15 protein-coding genes and 1 pseudogene are annotated in these 17916 nt (G+C 33.1%); 9 read left to right on the top strand and 7 right to left on the bottom strand.

Annotated features, from left to right (window positions below):
* The first annotated feature begins 947 nt into the window (after window positions 1-947).
* Window positions 948-3677, top strand: coding sequence for a sensor domain-containing protein (locus tag BTOYO_RS03660; protein ID WP_001225484.1), 2730 nt, complete (start codon window positions 948-950; stop codon window positions 3675-3677).
* Between the two features lie 152 nt (window positions 3678-3829).
* Here BTOYO_RS03660 and BTOYO_RS03655 read toward each other — a convergent pair whose 3' ends face one another.
* On the bottom strand, window positions 3830-4474 hold the full coding sequence (locus BTOYO_RS03655) for a TetR/AcrR family transcriptional regulator (RefSeq protein ID WP_000255295.1): 645 nt from the start codon (window positions 4472-4474) through the stop codon (window positions 3830-3832).
* Between the two features lie 731 nt (window positions 4475-5205).
* On the opposite strand from BTOYO_RS03655, the gene BTOYO_RS03650 reads away from it, so the two are divergent.
* A complete protein-coding gene (locus tag BTOYO_RS03650; protein WP_000769450.1) occupies window positions 5206-6243 on the top strand; it encodes a glycosyl hydrolase family 18 protein in 1038 nt (345 codons plus the stop codon).
* Window positions 6244-6615: 372 nt separating this feature from the next.
* Here the strand turns inward: BTOYO_RS03650 and BTOYO_RS03645 are convergent, their stop codons facing one another.
* Window positions 6616-7119, bottom strand: a complete 504-nt coding sequence (locus BTOYO_RS03645; RefSeq protein WP_000636222.1) for a GNAT family N-acetyltransferase — start codon at window positions 7117-7119, stop codon at window positions 6616-6618.
* A gap of 255 nt (window positions 7120-7374) precedes the next feature.
* On the opposite strand from BTOYO_RS03645, the gene BTOYO_RS03640 reads away from it, so the two are divergent.
* From BTOYO_RS03640 to BTOYO_RS03620, 6 genes and pseudogenes are all read left to right on the top strand, one after another.
* Window positions 7375-7773, top strand: a complete 399-nt coding sequence (locus tag BTOYO_RS03640) for a DUF2871 family protein (RefSeq protein WP_000737892.1) — start codon at window positions 7375-7377, stop codon at window positions 7771-7773.
* Window positions 7774-7902: 129 nt separating this feature from the next.
* Window positions 7903-9294 carry an FAD-binding oxidoreductase gene (locus tag BTOYO_RS03635; protein WP_000406565.1) on the top strand — a complete coding sequence of 464 codons (1392 nt, stop codon included), beginning with the start codon at window positions 7903-7905 and terminating at the stop codon, window positions 9292-9294.
* Window positions 9295-9344: 50 nt separating this feature from the next.
* Window positions 9345-9473 (top strand): annotated as a pseudogene (locus BTOYO_RS25900) (transporter); the annotation flags it as partial.
* Window positions 9474-9512: 39 nt separating this feature from the next.
* A complete protein-coding gene (locus tag BTOYO_RS03630) occupies window positions 9513-9860 on the top strand; it encodes a DUF4260 domain-containing protein (RefSeq protein ID WP_001172066.1) in 348 nt (115 codons plus the stop codon).
* A 23-nt stretch (window positions 9861-9883) separates the two neighbouring features.
* A complete protein-coding gene (locus tag BTOYO_RS03625; RefSeq protein WP_000813515.1) occupies window positions 9884-10411 on the top strand; it encodes a GrpB family protein in 528 nt (175 codons plus the stop codon).
* A gap of 141 nt (window positions 10412-10552) precedes the next feature.
* A complete protein-coding gene (locus BTOYO_RS03620) occupies window positions 10553-11152 on the top strand; it encodes an FMN-binding negative transcriptional regulator (RefSeq protein ID WP_000275802.1) in 600 nt (199 codons plus the stop codon).
* Window positions 11153-11225: 73 nt separating this feature from the next.
* On the opposite strand, the gene BTOYO_RS03615 is transcribed toward BTOYO_RS03620, so the two are convergent.
* The 5 genes from BTOYO_RS03615 to BTOYO_RS03595 form a co-directional block, all read right to left on the bottom strand.
* Window positions 11226-11414: a Phr family secreted Rap phosphatase inhibitor gene (locus BTOYO_RS03615; RefSeq protein ID WP_000592018.1), complete on the bottom strand. Its 189-nt coding sequence runs from the start codon at window positions 11412-11414 to the stop codon at window positions 11226-11228.
* Complete coding sequence (locus BTOYO_RS03610; protein ID WP_001102708.1) at window positions 11411-12505, bottom strand: response regulator aspartate phosphatase; 1095 nt, start codon at window positions 12503-12505, stop codon at window positions 11411-11413. Before BTOYO_RS03610 ends, BTOYO_RS03615 begins: the two co-directional genes overlap by 4 nt.
* 254 nt (window positions 12506-12759) lie before the next feature.
* Complete coding sequence (locus BTOYO_RS03605) at window positions 12760-14226, bottom strand: protein adenylyltransferase SelO (RefSeq protein ID WP_000164897.1); 1467 nt, start codon at window positions 14224-14226, stop codon at window positions 12760-12762.
* 178 nt (window positions 14227-14404) lie between these two features.
* A complete protein-coding gene (locus tag BTOYO_RS03600) occupies window positions 14405-15403 on the bottom strand; it encodes an NADP-dependent oxidoreductase (protein WP_001202456.1) in 999 nt (332 codons plus the stop codon).
* 31 nt (window positions 15404-15434) lie between these two features.
* Entirely contained in the window at window positions 15435-15779 is a 345-nt protein-coding gene (locus BTOYO_RS03595) for an ArsR/SmtB family transcription factor (RefSeq protein ID WP_000571879.1), read from the bottom strand.
* Window positions 15780-16283: 504 nt separating this feature from the next.
* On the opposite strand from BTOYO_RS03595, the gene BTOYO_RS03585 reads away from it, so the two are divergent.
* Window positions 16284-17897 (top strand): FAD-dependent oxidoreductase, encoded by a 1614-nt coding sequence (locus tag BTOYO_RS03585; RefSeq protein WP_000804117.1) that lies wholly within the window; start codon window positions 16284-16286, stop codon window positions 17895-17897.
* Window positions 17898-17916: the final 19 nt, after the last annotated feature.

Below are 17916 nucleotides of genomic sequence, written 5' to 3'. Positions count from 1 at the left end.
TAAGTTTGATGGATATTAACGACTTATATAGAGCATTACATGTGTAATAATAGTGTCTGAAGTACTCATTTTTTTCGCTCCTTTATTTGTTAGGTGTATGTAACAATTAATAAGTTTCAACTAACATAAAACGGGAATAAAAAAATCCCCCAATTTGTAATCGGAAGGATTAGTCTTTCGTCTATAATTAATAAGTACTTATTAATTATTTGAATCATGACAAATAAAGTATGAACTGAATTTTAAAAATGGATAGACTAACCCTATATTTTGTAGTTTGAAGTTATAAAATTCAACTTAAAATATAAATTAGTTAATCATTATTCATCCATCATTCCTTTCATAATTCTATTTTTAGAGTAACATTCTTTTTTGAGATGCAATATCAGAATCAGCTTCACCTAATCCTAAATCATTTATAATTCTTTGAGTAAGGAAATAAAACATTACCTTCTTTTTATAAATATCGTATTATTGTTCAATATTTCATGCCTTTTGTCCATTAAAAGGGGAGAGATTTGAAATTGACATCAATCTTGGTTGTAACTATAATAGTTACAGTTAGTTTCGTAAATTAATTCGAATTTCCATGTTAATGATAGTATATTTTCATTTCTTTTAAGTGTGATAGTTAGCAACTAAATATAATCCAATAGAGGATTATATTCTATCTCATATTTAAAGAGTAGTTAAGTTGTACCATCCAAATTTACTATGCACAAACACTTAAAAAACTACATTTTTCAACTTATCCTTTTTGGAATCCTCGGTATTAAAAATTGTAAACATATACAAAAAATTAACAAGACTGTTGTATGTAGAAAGAAATCTTTTAAAAAGGTCATAATATGGATAATAGGTGGCACACATTTTAATTAGTAGGAGTTGTGCCACTATCAAGACATTTTTTAATAAAAGTATAGAAAAAACTCAAGAAGGTGAGTCCATTGCGTAAACATGCATATGTGCAATTTTATGTATTGATATTGGCTTTAATAGCTTATATAAGCTTTTGCTTTATATTTTTATTTGTTTTTCCCAATCATTATTTCGTATCAGATTTTAATATCCGACTATCATCTTTAGTCATTGAAACTACTGTGTTTATCTCATTACTGTATTCTATATTAGCTAGAAAAATTAAGTTAGAAGTATTCTGGGTTTGCATTATTATTGCAATAGGGTGTTTCTTGATAGGGAATTTCATATCCGCTTTTCAAGTACTTAATGTGGAATTGCCAATACAAAATTTTAATATCTCTGATGTATTTTTGTTGTTTTTCTTATTCTTCTTTCTCTTTGCGTTCTTTTATAAAATCATGATGGAATGTAACAAGTGGGAGAAAGCGTATTTACTTTGTGATTTATGTATTGTTGTTACTGCTATTTTTACATTAGAGTGGTACCTATTTAATAAACCTTCTGCAAATATCTTATTTTTATCAATTGGAGATGTTTTTCTCTCATTTATTTTTCCGATTTTAGATTTATTGCTTCTATTACTTGGAGTTACCCTAATCTTTCGACCAGCTATTTTCAATACAAAAAGTAAATTGTTTATTTTTATCCTAGTATTAACCGGATTGGCTATTACGGACTACTTGTATTTTTATTTACAAGACGATTTATCAGATCGTTCAGTTATATTATTAAGGTGTTTGTATAGAGTTTTCCTATTATTTATCGCTATTGCTGCTACAATTCCAAAGAATGCATCTTCTAAAAGAAATTATTTTATTATTAATCCGACATTTGGAAAGAAAATTCTTGTCATTTTCCCTTATCTTGCAGTTACAGTTTTAATTGGCTTTACTTTGAAAGAGCAAACTTCTTCATCTACACTGATTATGGGAAATTGTATTGCTTTTGTATTTGTACTGATTCGTCATACAATCGTACGAATGCAAAACAAAGATTTAACTGAAACATTAAAAGTGTTTAATAATCAATTAGAACAAACAGTATCTCAAAGAACAATGGATTTAATAAACAAATCTAATGATTTGGTAAAAAATCAAGAGAGATTTAAGTCACTATATGAGTATCATCCGGATCCTATATTAACGATTGATTCAAATGGTACCGTATTAAATATAAACCAGGCTGGAAGTATGTTATTAGGAAAAGACAGTGCTGTATTAATAGGGAAAGAGTGCTTCTCTATTTTTTTAGATGAGGATAAATCTGAATTGGAATCGGCTATAAAGAAAGGAAAACGATGTAGTTCATCTTCGTTACAGTTACGTGTGAAAAATAACAATGAGAAGGATATACTCTTTTGGTATGTCACTATAGTTCCTATTATGATAGAAGGACAAACCTTTGGGAGTTATGTAATGGTAAAAGACATAACGAGGATGAAACAACAGCAGGATGAGATAAATTATCTTGCATTCCATGATACGGTGACGGAGATTGGAAATCGTATATTCTTCCAGCAAGAATTAGAAAAATCTATTAAGCGTGCACAAAAAACACAGGATAAGCTTGGGCTCTTGTATATTGATTTGAATCGCTTTAAGACTATTAATGATACACTGGGTCATTCGATTGGTGACAGGGTTTTAAAAGAAGTTGCCAACCGTTTTAGGACATGTCTGTCACCGACTATTCCTCTAGCAAGAATAGGGGGAGATGAGTTTGCGATCATTATCCATAACCAAACAGAGCAACAGCTATTGGATTTGTGTGAAACTTTATTTCGTATAACTGAAGAATCATTTGTAGTAAATCAGCATAGTTTTTACTTATCTCTTAGTATAGGAATAGCAGTGTATCCGTTTGGAGGAATAAATACTACTACACTTTTACAACATGCTGATATTGCTATGTATAGTGCAAAGGAAAAAGGTAACAATGCTGTTTGTATGTATGACGAGACATTATCTCGAAAAATAACCCGTCGATTACGATTAGAACAGGATTTACCAAATGCAATTGAAAATAATGAGTTGTTTTTATTGTATCAACCACAGATTGATAGTAAGGCAGGTAAGGTTATTGGTTCAGAGGCTTTACTACGTTGGCAACATCCAGAGCTCGGGCTGATTTCTCCTTTTGAGTTTATACCTATCGCAGAAGAAACGTCGCAGATTATTTCAATTGGGAAATGGACATTACAGAAAGCGTGTCGACAGCTGAAAGAATGGCATTCTGCGGGCTATTCAAATCTAAAGATGGGGATAAATTTATCAGCTATAGAGTTTGAACAGAAAGACTTTGTCCAAATAATTATATCGACCATAGAAGAAATAGGAGTACCTGCTAGTTCTATTGATTTGGAATTAACAGAGCGAATAGCAATGGTAGATGAAAAAGAAACTTTATCGAAGTTAAAAGCATTAAAATCATATGGTGTACATTTATCAATTGACGATTTTGGTACAGGTTATTCTTCATTAGCGTATCTGCCACTGTATCCAATTGATACTTTGAAAATTCCGAGAGAATTTGTTAATAGGATCGAAACTTCTACTGATGGAGATGAAATTATACAAACCATTATTTCACTAGCGCATACTTTAAATATGAAAGTGATAGCAGAAGGGGTGGAAACGAAGGGACAGTTAACAGTGTTACAACAAAATGCATGCTATCTAATTCAGGGCTATTATTACAGTAAACCTGTAAATGAAGATGAGTTTCTCATGTTTTTAAACACGATGTGGAATGAATAAGTGAGAACTCCGTATATGTGAAGTAAAGTGAAAAGAAGTTCTATCTATATTGAGTAGAACTTCTTTTTTATACTTATTTATCAATAGATAATTAGTTAGACCTTCAACCTAAAATATAAATAGCTTTTCTAAATGTGAAGAAGCCTAGATAGTTATCTGTGAGAAACAGAAGTAATTAAAAAGTTAATTAAAGTTTGTAACAGTTCATCAGAGCAGTCAATACTTTCTTTTTCATACACATCACTTCTCGTAGCCATTCGATATAAGGTACCCAATAAGATATGGGTAATGGTTAAGGCAAGTAATCGAGGATCTATATCTTTACGGAATGAACCATCTTGTATTCCTTCTTCGATTAATTCTTGTAATGTGAATAAAGCTTGCCCTGTAATAGATGTATATTTTTCTTCTAACTCTGGTGTAGGATACGATTTAGAATACAATTGATCAAACAAGCCTATGAAGCGGAATTGGGAGGAGTTTGTTTGATATTGATGACTAATAAATTTAAACATAGATTCCATCTTTTCGAAAGCGTTAGTTCCGTTTTGTACTTCTTCTTTTTCAGCTTCTAGTAACTCTGTTAAGATTCGGATTTGAATATTAAATAAAATTTCATGAATGGATTTATAGTATTTGTAAAGGGTAACTCTACTAATTTTTGCTTTATTAACGATATCCACAATAGTGATATCCATTAATCCCTTTTCTAAGGCCAACTCCAATGCAACATCTAAAATTTGTATTCTTCTAGCATTACGCATCTGTTCTAATTCTTGTTTCCGTGTTGAGACCATTAATTTGCACTCCATATTGTAAATAGTTTTTATTTATTAATATTACTCACCATTTTAATATGAAATAAATTACAAATCAATATTAGTCATATGGTAATCAGGTTATATAAAAACATATAGTATCAGTTTATATTATTACCTTACTAAACAAATTGCTTATTTAGTAACGAGTTTGTGATTTTGGTTTTTGTGCGTATGTTCGTTTTAGTGTTCAAATTCTCAGCTGCGTCTGTATTTACTAATGTAAAAACTATACCTTCTTTTAAACTGAAAGTACTTGCTAAGTAATGTTTGTTATTTCCTGAATTTTTTCATTCAACAAGTTCCTTAGAGCTTTTGTATAGTGTACAAACTATCATTTTTAGAGAGGATAAAGGTATTAACATCGTGTAAATACCCTAGCGATTTGAATTATATATGTGTGTTAACACGTTGTAACTATCTTTTTGTGAAATTCTTAATTTTAAGCAAGATTATATATCTGGTCTAGAATTTTTAGTATTGTCTATTGCACACAATAAAAATGAGTGTTGACATTAAAAATACTTAGGGTTACTATTTGTTTGTGGTGTTTACACGGTGTAAACACTTGGAGTGATGAAGGGAGAGAATTTTTCAGTTGAGGTAATTTACTATAGAGTAATTTATATTGTATCTATATAATCTTTTTATAAAGATAATCAGATTTATATTCGTGAATATATATTACTCAAAAAAGGAGAGATAGAAAAATGAAGTTAAAACCGTACATAATCGCTTTCAGCCTATCTGCAATTCTAGCATACAATACTATGTTAGTTTCTGCCGATAGCACAGAACAACCTATTGTTCTCGGGTATACCTTATATGGTACATCCACTGATTCTCTAAAGGTAACACAACCAGCAATGAATCAAGTATCAACAGATAACTTTTTCTTTTATGCAGATGGTACTGTGCAAGGGGAAGCACCTAAAGAAGTATTGTCCTATTCGCAAAAAAATAAAATAAAAATTTATGCAGCTTTATCTAACTTTAATAATGATATTAATTACTTTGACGAGAATTTAGCTCATAACGTTCTTTCTAATTCAGGGAAAAGAACAAAATTAATAAATCAAATATATAATATAGTTGTTAAATATAAGTATGATGGCGTAAATATTGATTTAGAAAATATTAAGTCAGAAGATCGGGACTTACTTACTACTTTTGTAAAAGAGACATCAAAAAAATTCCATGGTTCAGGTCATTCTGTTATGGTATCGGTTCCTGCCAAGAATGAGGATGATCGTGAGAATACATGGACATGGCCATTTGATTATGCTCAATTAGGTGAAAATGTAGATTTTCTTCAAGTAATGACTTACGATGAACATGGTACATGGAGTCAACCAGGATCTACTATTAGTAAGCCATGGTTAGAAGAAAATCTAAATTACACTACTAGAGTGGTAGATAATAAAAAAATTATTATGGGTATCCCTGCATACGGAAATGATTGGGATTTGAGTGATAAAAGTAATAGCAAAATGCTTGCTTGGAAGGACACAAATGAACTTATTCAAAAAACAAATGCAAAACCGCGTCGTGATGGAGCGTCTGGTTCGATGGTGTTTACGTATACGGATAAAAATAATCATAAGCATGAAGTTTGGTATGAGGATGAAACAAGTATTAAACAAAAAACTCACTATACAATCACAAAGAATCTTGCAGGGGTTTCCGTTTATGCAATAGGACAGGAGAATAAACAATTCTGGACAGCAGTATCTAGTGGCTTAAAATAATTCCTGGACATAATAATAAATCATATTTATTTTATAGAAATTATAGGTTATACTAAAGTTAGGTGCAAAAATGCACTGTTTGAAAAAGAGTGAAAAACAAAAAGGAATCCGTAAAGGGTTCCTTTTTGTTTTTTTCAATGAAGTAATATTCTAATTATCCCTGTCTTTTTTATATGCAAATGAACTCACTCATTATAAATTTAAAATGAATTTTGGGGAGATTTAGGAATTCTTGCAATAAAATATAGGACACCATTTTGGTTGTCTGCTCGTGGAACAAATGCCAGAAATACTTTTTAAGTAATTGGCTGTTCTTTTCCTTGCCAAAACCTTCAGTTATAGGAAGAGGTTCAATGAATTGCGTCTTAAGTATTATACGTTATACCCGAATAATTTTAAATCTTCTCCTGAGTCTGAAATTATCTTTTCGAACTGCAATCCTACTTTTTCTAAAAGCTTTCCTGAGGCGGTGTTATCTATTGAAGTAATTGCTACAATTCGTTTCAGTCCAAATTTTTGTACACCGTATTCGATTACCGCAGAAGCAGACTCGTGGCCATATCCTTTTGAACGGAATTTTTCTAAAAAGGCAAAGCCGATATCAACATCTTCTAATGAATCTCTTTTAATAAGACCGCACATGCCAAGTGGCGTGAGGTCTTCTTTTCTTTCTACTAAGTAAAGGCCAAATCCGAGTTTGTTATACATATCGACTGGTCCGTTTACGATATAATTTTTTGCGTCTTCTAAGTTTCTAACCCCTTTATCGCCAATAAACTGAATCCATGCAGGATCGTTTACTAATTCAAGAATAAACGGAGCATCTTTTATATCGAGCCAACGAAGAGTGAGTCGTTCAGTTTCAAGAACTATCAATCTATTGCACCACCTTTAAATGTTATAACAATTAGTATGGATTGCGTAATACAAAAGTGCAACATATTTTAATTACGCTCTACTTGTTCACATAAAGTTCGTTTGTTTTGTATAAAAGGATATTTTATAATTAGATTTGATTGTAAAGAGTGAGATGCTTATACAATAACTCCTAGGTGACTAGGAGTTTTTACTATATAACTATCATTATTACTAAATATGACACACTACACATTCTACTCAAGGAGGTATATAATGAAAAAATTATATAATGCATCGTTTACGTATTTAATTATCGGTTTATTGTCAGGAATATTTGCTAGGGAGTATGGGAAGTATAAAGGGATTTTAGGCTCTACTTTATTAAATCTTTTACATACACATACACTTGTACTTGGTTTTTTCTTCTTTTTAATTGCTTTAGGATTAGCAAAAGTATTCGCGTTTCATGAAGTGAAAGGATTTAATAAATGGTTTGTTTTACATAACATTGCATTAACTTTAATGTTAGGTTCGCTGGCAGCGAGAGGGCTTCTTCAATTAAATGGAGCGGATTTTAAAGGGTTAACGTATATTGTAGGTTTCTCTCATTCATTGATGGCAGTTACTTTAATTTGGTTTATGTTGTTAATAAAGAAGTCATATAAAATGTAGTTTAAAAAGAACTTGTAGCGAGTGCTGCAAGTTCTTTTTTGTATGCTTAAAGTTAAAAAATCTCATTTTTCTAATTATTTTGTATAAAAATGGTATACTTATTTTAAAATTAAAAAAGGAGAGTTAGTTATGGAAATAACAATTGAGCATTTAGTAAATGAATTAAAGGATATACTTCCTGAAGAGCGAGTAGTAATAAATGAGACAGTAAGAGAGTTACATAGTAAAGATGAATCTTACCATACTAGTAGTTTACCTGATGTAGTTGTTTTTCCAAAAACGACCGAAGAGGTTAGCGGGATAATGAAAGTAGCGAGTGAGCATAAAAGATCTGTCGTTCCATTTGGGGTAGGCTCTAGTTTAGAAGGACATGTAATTCCGTATGAAAAGGGAATCACAATGGATTTTTCTCTTATGAATAAAATACTTGAAATAAGGGAGAAAGATTTTCTTGTGAGAGTACAGCCAGGAGTGACCCGCTCTCAGCTCAATAAAGAACTGAAGAAATACGGTTTGTTTTTTAGTGTAGACCCAGGAGCCGATGCAACGTTAGGTGGAATGGCTGCTACAAATGCAAGCGGAACGACAGCGGTTAAGTATGGCGTAATGCGTGATCAAGTTCGTGATTTAGAAGTGGTTCTAGCTGATGGAGGCATAATACATACGGGGAATTTAGCAGCGAAGTCATCATCAGGTTATCATTTAAATGGTATTTTCGTAGGTTCAGAAGGGACGCTTGGATGTTTTACAGAATTAACTTTAAAAGTATATGGTATACCAGAGCATGTTATGGCTGCCAGGGCATCGTTTCCAACTATAAATGATGCAGTAGAAGCTGTAATTAACATATTACAAGCAGGTATTCCAATCGCGAGAATTGAACTCGTTGATGAATTATCTATGAAACAAGTAAATCATTACAATGAAACAAGTTACAGAGAAGAACCGACGCTGTTTTTAGAGTTTCACGGCAATGAAGCAGGGTTAAAGCAAGATATTGAATTTACGAAAGAAATCGTTCTTGATCATAAATGTATAGAAATTGCGTTTGAGACGGAAACAGCAGCGAGAAATAAACTGTGGGATGCAAGACATAACTTAGCGTACTCTTACGTGCATAGTTATCCTGGTAAAAAGCTAATGAGTACAGACGTATGTGTGCCAATTTCGGAATTAGCTGGCGCAATTCAACATGCGAAAGAGGTATTAGATAAAGTAGGCCTTATTGGTGGTATTCTCGGTCATGTTGGGGATGGGAATTTCCATGTACTCTTAATGATTGACACAAATGATAAAGAGGAAGTGAAGAAGGCAGACGAAATAAACGAAAGTATCGTTCTGTATGCTCTTAAACGAGGAGGAACGTGTACAGGAGAACATGGCGTTGGAATCGGAAAACGAAAGTATCAAGAAGAAGAACATGGGGCGGCATTATTTGTAATGGAGAAAATAAAGAAAGCTCTTGATCCGCAAAATATTTTGAATCCGAATAAGGTGTTTCAATTAAAAGATAGGGGCTGAGTGGATGAAAATACTAGAAGCGATAAGTAATATAGCTGGAAAGTATTTTGCATTTTGGACCGGCTGCTGCACTCCCAAGTGTATTAGCGGCAGTATGGCATAACATTGCAGGGCCAATATTAGCGACAGTTTGGTCAAAAATACAAAGGGAAAATTTATCAATAAATATAGAAAAATAAGAGATAAGCATTTCATTTGAAATAGAGGAATGATAAATAATGCAAAAACGTATTGTACATTTTGAAGGAATGGTTGTATTTTTAGCCACGATTTATATGTATTCGATATATGAATTTAGTTGGATTATATTTTTTGTATTCCTTTTAGCGCCGGATTTATCCATGTTAGCGTATGGGATCAATAATCACGTTGGTGCTAACATTTATAATTTATTTCACACATATATCATATCGATATTAATTGTTATCATAGGTGTTTATTGTAAGATAGATATAGTTATTATGATTGGTTTAATATGGATAGCACATATTGGAATGGATCGAATGTTTGGATATGGGTTGAAATATGAGACGGATTTTAAGGATACTCATATTCAACGGTTATAATTTATTTTGAGAAGAGGGATACGTTGAAGCAGAGAATTGCTATCGAAGAATATGATGTCAAATGGGAAAGTGAATTTAATAAAATACACACTCTTATTAACAATGTAATGGAAGACAGCATTGTATCTATTGAACATGTTGGGAGTACATCTGTTAAAGGGCTTGCATCAAAACCAATATTAGATATTGATGTTGTAATAGAAGAGTACGAAATTTTTCATGAGGTAGTAAAAAAACTGGAGAAGATAGGGTACTATCATCAGTTAGAATGGAGCTTTAAAGGAAGAGAAGCGTTTGGAAGAAAGGATGCGTTCGTTCCATGGAACGAGGGAAATACAGTTTGGATGGAACATCATTTATATGTGTGTGATAAAAATAGTGAAGAGTTGAGAAGGCATATAGCGTTTCGAGATTACCTGCGTGAACATACTGAAGTAGCTAATGAGTATGGAAACTTGAAGGAAGAGTTAGCAAGAGAGTCGAAAAATCGATCGAGCTATGGCGAAGGTAAAACAGCATTTATTACAAATATATTTGGAAAAATAAACTAAGGTCGCATTAAGTACATGCGACCTATTCTTATTAAATTGAATGCTGCCACTATAAAATAATGACAAACTGGCCCTGTTGATTGATGCGATTACTAAATATAATAGGAAAGAAAATAGAAAAGAGCGGAAAAGAGGGAGCTAATGTACATACCAAAATATTTTGCAATACAAGATGAAGAGATGAAGTACGAAACAATTGAACAAAATAGCTTTGCGACATTATTTTCTCAACATAACGGGGAACCATATGCAACGCATTTACCGTTGTTGCTAAATAGGGAAACGCTCACGTTATATGGTCACTTCGCACGTCCGAATGCACAGTGGAAAGATAGTGAGAATCAGCAAGTATTAGCTATATTTCAAGGGCCGCATAGTTACATCTCTCCGTCATGGTATGAAACAAACAAAGCTGTACCAACATGGAACTATGTTGCAGTACATGTATATGGAGAGTTAGAAGTTGTTGAAGATAAACAGGAATTATTAAATTCTCTTCAAGACTTAGTACATAAATATGAAGATCCACAGAGCACCTACTCACTTGATGATGTAGACCCGGATTATATGGCAGGGTTAAGTAAGGGGATAGTTGGGTTTAAAATAAAGATAAATAAAATAGAAGGAAAAGCGAAGTTAAGTCAAAATCATTCTATAGAGAGACGGAATTTAGTTGTGGAGAAACTTGAGAAAGTTGGTAGTGAGGGGAGTAAGAGGATTGCGGAGTTGATGAGAAAATAAAACCTGCATGAAAGGGAAATATTCTAAATAAGCGTATTTAAAAAGACCTTCTTAATTGAAGGTCTTTCATTTTTTAAAGTGCTTTTTCAGTTGTTGTTGAGTTGTAGTCTGTACTTACGCCAACGGATTGAACAAGGTCAGGTCTTTGTGGTGCAGGAAGATCAGCATGACCCGCTTGGTATGTAAATGAACTATGAATACCAGTAGCCAAAATACCGAAAACAGATAGTCCTAAAAAAACAGAGCTAATTTTTTTTATCATTTCAATGCCCCTTTCTCAAACGTTTTTTCTTTTGCTTGTAACGCTTTATGAAAATATTCACTTGCCTTAATGTGGTTATTTTCACTATAAAATTTAACAGCTAATTTTTCTGAGTATTCTTGAGTGTAGTTATATAATAATTCTTTGTCGAAAAACGTAATTCCTTTAAGAATAATTGTTTCTAATTCTTCAGAACCAACATTATTATTTAGTTCGTTTAGAATTTTAAAATGATATATATATTCTTCATTATTTAATTCCGTACAAATTTTTAACCCTTTTTGGATTAATCCTTCAGCGATAATTGTTTCATCTAGTTTAGAGTGTTCTCTTGCTTGCAAGAAGAGAGCTTTGAAATGTGTAGGCTTCTTTTCAGTTACTTCTGATAGGTGACGGATTGCGAGTGTGGAGAGGTTTTGACTCGCATATAACCAACCCAAATTATTACGTACACTTAAAATTAATTCTTTTTCATTAGATTTTTGTAAAAGGTGTATTGCTGAATTATATTGTTCTTCCGCTTGTTCATATTGTTTTAAATATACAAATGAGGCACCTAATGTATTTTTACATAATCCAACTTTAACTTCGTAGCCAGTTTGTTTATCGAAAATCTCTTTAGCTTTAGTTGCATATTCAATGGATTCAATTGGTTGGTAAAAGTGATAATGGAAAATCGCCATTCGATAATAAAATTCAGCATGCTCTAGATTATCAGTGTTATTTACTAATAATAACTTAGCCTGTTCATAATGTTCGCTAGCTATGTTATAGTCTGTGGTTAAAGTTGCATAAATGCCTTTAAAGAAGTGATAGTAGTAAGACAGTGGATGATTGGATGAGATTACGTAAGAATCTATTTTATCAAAGCTATCTTTTGAAATACTTAAACTATCTGTCAAAACTTTATGTCGAAACTCTAGTAAGGAATGATATAATGCTAAATTTTCATCTTCCTCGAAGTTTAGTTCCTTTTCCTCAATTTCATGCTTTAAGTTTGTCGCTTGGGATACATCTTGTTTTAGCATAGCCAAATACCAGTCATTAAATAATTTTGTAATTTGTTCATTACCTTGTAGTTGAACGTTCATGAAATCCCCTCACTTTTTGAATATTCTTATAAAATATAGTATCAAAAATAAAAATATTTAGAAATGATGTTTTATATTTCTCAATATTTGTTTAACAAGCTTACGAGTAAGTCTATTGGAATAGTGTAGAATTTGTTTTGGATTAAAGAAATGGCATCGGGGGATGTGCATTTTAAAGTTTTAGTTGAGTGGGGGATATAAAAAGGGTGCGTTCACACAATTGGTATGAACACACCTTGTTACATATTAAACAATCAAGTCCCACAAAAAGTACGATAAGGACGATTCGTCGGCGCAGGTGGAACGCAGTATTCTTCTTGCTCTGCAGAATAAGCATAAGGATTTGATAAAGCTTCAAGAAGTTTCTCCATTACGCTATAATCTCCATCTGTAACAGCTGCTTCTAATGCTTCTTCCACACGGTGGTTCCTTGGAGTGATCGACGGATTATTATTTTTCATCATCTCATAGGCGTTCTCTTTTGATTCTTCTTGTTTTTCTAATCGAGATTGCCATAGTCCGTACCATTCTTTAAATTCTGGACTTTCGAATAGAGGGGTATTTTCTAACGTATCGAGAGTTAAAGAACGGAAGGTATTTGTATAATCCGCTTTATATTTCTCCATCATTTTTAAATGTTGCTCAATAAGTGATTGATCTTGTTCCTCGTTGCTAAATAGTCCTAATTTCTTTTTCATTCCAAGGAACCAATTGCTTTCATACTGTACGCTAAATTTTGAAATTTCGTCTTGTGCAATCTTTAATGCTGCTTCTTCATCTTCATGTAGGATAGGTATTAAAGATTCAGCTAAACGAGCGAGATCCCAAGCAGCCATATATGGTTGGTTTCCATATGCATAACGGCCTTGTGTGTCAATAGAGCTAAATACGGTTCCTTGGTCGTAATTGTCCATAAATGCACAAGGACCGTAATCAATCGTTTCCCCACTAATCGTTATATTGTCAGTGTTCATTACACCATGGATAAATCCAACAAGTTGCCATTTAGCGATAAGACTTGCCTGTCTTTTAATGACTTCTTGTAGTAATGCAGTATATGGATTTTCATGAGATTCAATTTCTGGATAATGCCTTTTGATCGTATAGTCAGCTAGTGATTGAAGATCCTCGATAGAACCACGAGCGGCAGCATATTGAAATGTGCCAACACGTATATGGCTACTAGCAACCCTAGTTAAAATTGCTCCAGGTAACTTTGTTTCACGATATGTTGGTTCGCCAGTTGAGACAACTGCTAAACTTCGAGTAGTTGGAATATCAAGTGCATACATTGCTTCACTAATAATATACTCACGTAGCATCGGACCGAGTGCAGCACGACCATCACCGCGGCGTGAATACGGAGTAGGGCCAGAACCTTTCAGTTGAATGTCAAAACGTTTACCGGAAGGAGTAATTTGTTCGCCAATTAAAAGGGCACGACCGTCGCCTAACATATTAAAATGTCCGAATTGATGACCGGCATACGCTTGAGCTAATGGATGAGCTCCTTCAGGGAATGCATTACCAGCGAAAATAGCAATTTCAACTTCTTTTTTCAATTCTTCAGGATTAAAGCCGAGAGATATTGCTAGTGAATGATTTAGTTTAACTAGCTCCGGTGAACTTACGGGAGTAGGGGGGATTTCTGTATAGAATGATTGTGGTAAAGTCGTATAACTATTATCTAAATTCCAACCAGCTTCATTATTTTTAGTCATTTTATCTCCTCCTCTTTTGTAATTAGGATATGTATTTGTACGTATGTATTCTTTGTAAAGTTAACTAAAAGTATAATATAATATTTCCCCTTGCAATCTATTGTAAGGACTTCATTGCACAATGTCTATTTAACAGCAAATTTAAAACCTCCATTTTAAGAAAATGGAGGTTTTATTATTATTTCATTTTTACAATTATTTTTCCTTTTGCTCTTCCAGACTCTGAATATTCCATTGCTTTTTGAGCATCTTCAAAAGGGAAAACTCGATCGATTACAGGTTTGATTTGTCCAGCTTTAATATAGTTTGCAATAGTACGTAATTGATCCCCGCTTGGCTTCATAAATAAAAATGAATATTGAGCATTATGCTTTTTTTCAAGTGCGGTAAGTTTTTTGCTGGCTAATGAAAATAAGAGAGTTTTAAAGAATCCTGAACCAAATTCTTTACCGAAGCGAGCATTCGGCATGCCTGAAACGGAAACAATGTTTCCTCCGCTTTTTATAATATTGAATGATTTTTCAAGTGTTGCACCGCCGATTGTATCAAATACCGCATCATAATTTTTTAGTATATCTTCAAATTTCTCTGTTTTATAATTAATAATTTCATCTGCGCCAAGAGACGTTACTAAATTTACACCAGCTTCACTAGCAGTCGTTGTAACAGTGGCACCCATTATTTTTGCTAACTGAATAGCAAAAGTACCAACACCACCGGATCCAGCGTGAATTAAAATCTTTTGTCCTTTTTGTAATTGTATGATGTCATGTAATGCTTGATATGATGTTAAGCCAACGAGTGGAATCGAAGCAGCTTCCTCAAAACTTAAATTATTAGGTTTTAAAGCTATATCATTTTCATGAATGGCTATATACTCCGCGAAAGTACCAATCTTATTTTTTCTTGGGCGTGCATATATTTCATCACCGACTTTAAAGTTAGTCACTTTTGCCCCAACCTTTACGATGACACCGGAAAAGTCATTACCAAGTATTAGGGGCATTTCATATTTCAGTAACATTTTTACTTTTCCGTCGCGTATTTTAAAATCAATTGGATTAATGCTAGCTGCATGAATTTCTGCGAGCACTTCATACTCATTTATTTTAGGAGTAGGTACCTCTGTCATACGCATTGGGACTTTTCCATATCTATCAATTATCATTGCTCTCATTTCTTATACCTCCAAATACCGTATCTTTATTTCAATAAAAGTTGTGCAATAGCTTTTCAATATCTAACACAAGATTTTTTAATAAACCTAATTTTGTACGTATATCAATATAATAAAAGTTTTTTGTGCCTTCTTTTCGCATTAAAATAATACCAGCTTCTCGTAAAATCTTAAGGTGATGTGATACTGCTGGGCGGGAAAGGTGTGTTTGCTTCGTAATTTCTCCTACACGTAATCCGGTTTGACATTCCGTTTCCATGAGAACTAACAAAATAGCTTGCCTTGTTTCATCGCCAATTGCTAATAATACTTTTTGAGAGTCAATAAAATCTTTTTTTATAACATTTAATTGTTCTTGTTTATTCATTTCAATCACTTTGCCTCCAATAAATTAGTCGAAAGGTTTAAGATGATGAACCATTGCATCGATACGGTAATGCTACATGATTGTTGTATGAGCTGCAATATTGGGAAAGAAAATCGAGACGAATGAATTTTTTATTGTTGAAAATTATAGAGGGATAGAAAAGGGATTGGAAGGACTACATAACTCAATAGATGAAGTTTTAAAAATGAAAAATGATTTAACAATAAAATAAGCAATCGCAACCTTATATAATCCATAAGGTTATGATCGCTTATAATTTTTGTATTATTTCTGATTTCTATGATAGAACATGGCTCAACGTAAAGTAAGTTCTTTTGTTTTACTCTTTCATACACACACAATTCAGGTGGATTATAGATGTATGAAAAGGTAAAAGGGATTTTGGGGCGTAATCTATCTATATGATAATTCAAAATGAAATATAAGTCTATATTTCATTTTGAATTATATTTATGATACTGAGCTCAGAACAATGATGTGGAGGATAAATATATGAAACCAAATTATGTACCAGTTTTAATTGTTGGAGGGGGATTATCAGGATTAGCGTCTGCGTTATTTCTTGCAAAACATAATATTAGGTACTTACTTATTGAAAGACATCCGTCTACTGCAATTCATCCGAAAGCAGGCGGGCTTACTTTACGTACAATGGAGTTATTTCGAGAATTAGGTTTAGAAAATAGAATTAAATTGGCGGGGAAAGCACTAGAAAATTGCCGAGGAAGAATAGCGGTCCGTACAATAGCTGAGGCGAATAAGGAAGAATTGGAAAAAATGAGAGCCACTCAGTATGGAAACGATGAAAAGTTACTTCAAAAAATAGAAGAGATTAGCGCATCAAAACAAACTGCTTGTTATCAAATTATTTTAGAAGAAATGATGTTACAAGAAGCGAAGACATTAGGCGGAGAACTATCTTTTTATCATGAATTAATTTTATTTGAACAAAATGAGAACGGGGTAAAAGCAACGATTCGAGATCGTGAAACAGAAAAAGAGAGTGTCATACATTGTGATTATGTAATTGCAGCAGATGGGGCGAAAAGTAAAATACGTGAGCAGTTAGGGATTAAAACTGAGGGTCGTGGAACCATTGGTGGCTATTATATGAATATTTATTTTGAAGCTGATTTAAGTGAGTTTATACAAGGAGACGCATTCGGTTTTTCTATGGTACTTCATCCGGAGGTTCTTGGTGCACTCATCCCGGTTGATAACGTAAAAAAATGGATTTATCATGTAGCCTACGATCCATTAAAAGGAGAGGGGCCAGAGAATTTCAATATAGAACGTTGTAAACAAATTATTCAAACAGCAATTGGAAGTACAAATGTTGAATCAGAAATATTAAGTGTTCTACCGTGGGAAGCGAGTGAAAGTACAGCGATAAAATTTCAAGATAATCGCATTTTTTTAGTTGGTGATTCTGCACATATTATGCCGCCAACAGGAGGATTTGGTTCAAATACGGGAATACAAGATGCGCATAATTTAGCCTGGAAGTTAGCTGCTGTTATAAAAGGGAAAGCAAAACCGAAATTGTTAGAAACATACCATGATGAGAGATACCCTGTTGCAAAATTAACGACGGATTATGCGAGTAGTTTATTATTTCGTGCTGCGAATAGAGAGGAAGGCAGTTTGAATAATATGGATGGTTTAGCTGTAACTGTTGGGTATCAGTATTGTTCAGAGGCGATTATAGATGACTCCAACACTCCGCATAGAATGGATGTAGTAGAGTTGAACGGAAGACCTGGCACGCGAGCACCACATTTTTTTGGGGTGTATGAAGGGAAAGAAGCTTCTATACTAGACTTATTCGGTAACAATTTTGTATTACTTACAGGAATAGAAAATTGTTCTTGGGATGAAGCTGCACATGATGCTTCATCTAAATTAGGAATAAATATAAAAGTGTATCGAGTTGGTCTAAGTGGAGACTTTATTGCTCAAGAAGATGTTTTTAGCAAATTATATGGGATAGAGAATGGAGGTGCTGTATTGATTAGACCTGATGGCTTTATAGGGTGGCGTTCAGGGAAAGAGGTTATATCTCCAATAAACACAGTACTTGAAGAGGTTATGAACAATTTATTATGAAATTTTCAAATAAATAAGG

This window comes from Bacillus toyonensis BCT-7112 (assembly GCF_000496285.1).
Classification (GTDB): Bacteria; Bacillota; Bacilli; order Bacillales; family Bacillaceae_G; genus Bacillus_A; species Bacillus_A toyonensis.
Note: the sequence above shows the minus strand (reverse complement) of the source record. Positions and strands in the feature narration are given on the sequence as shown.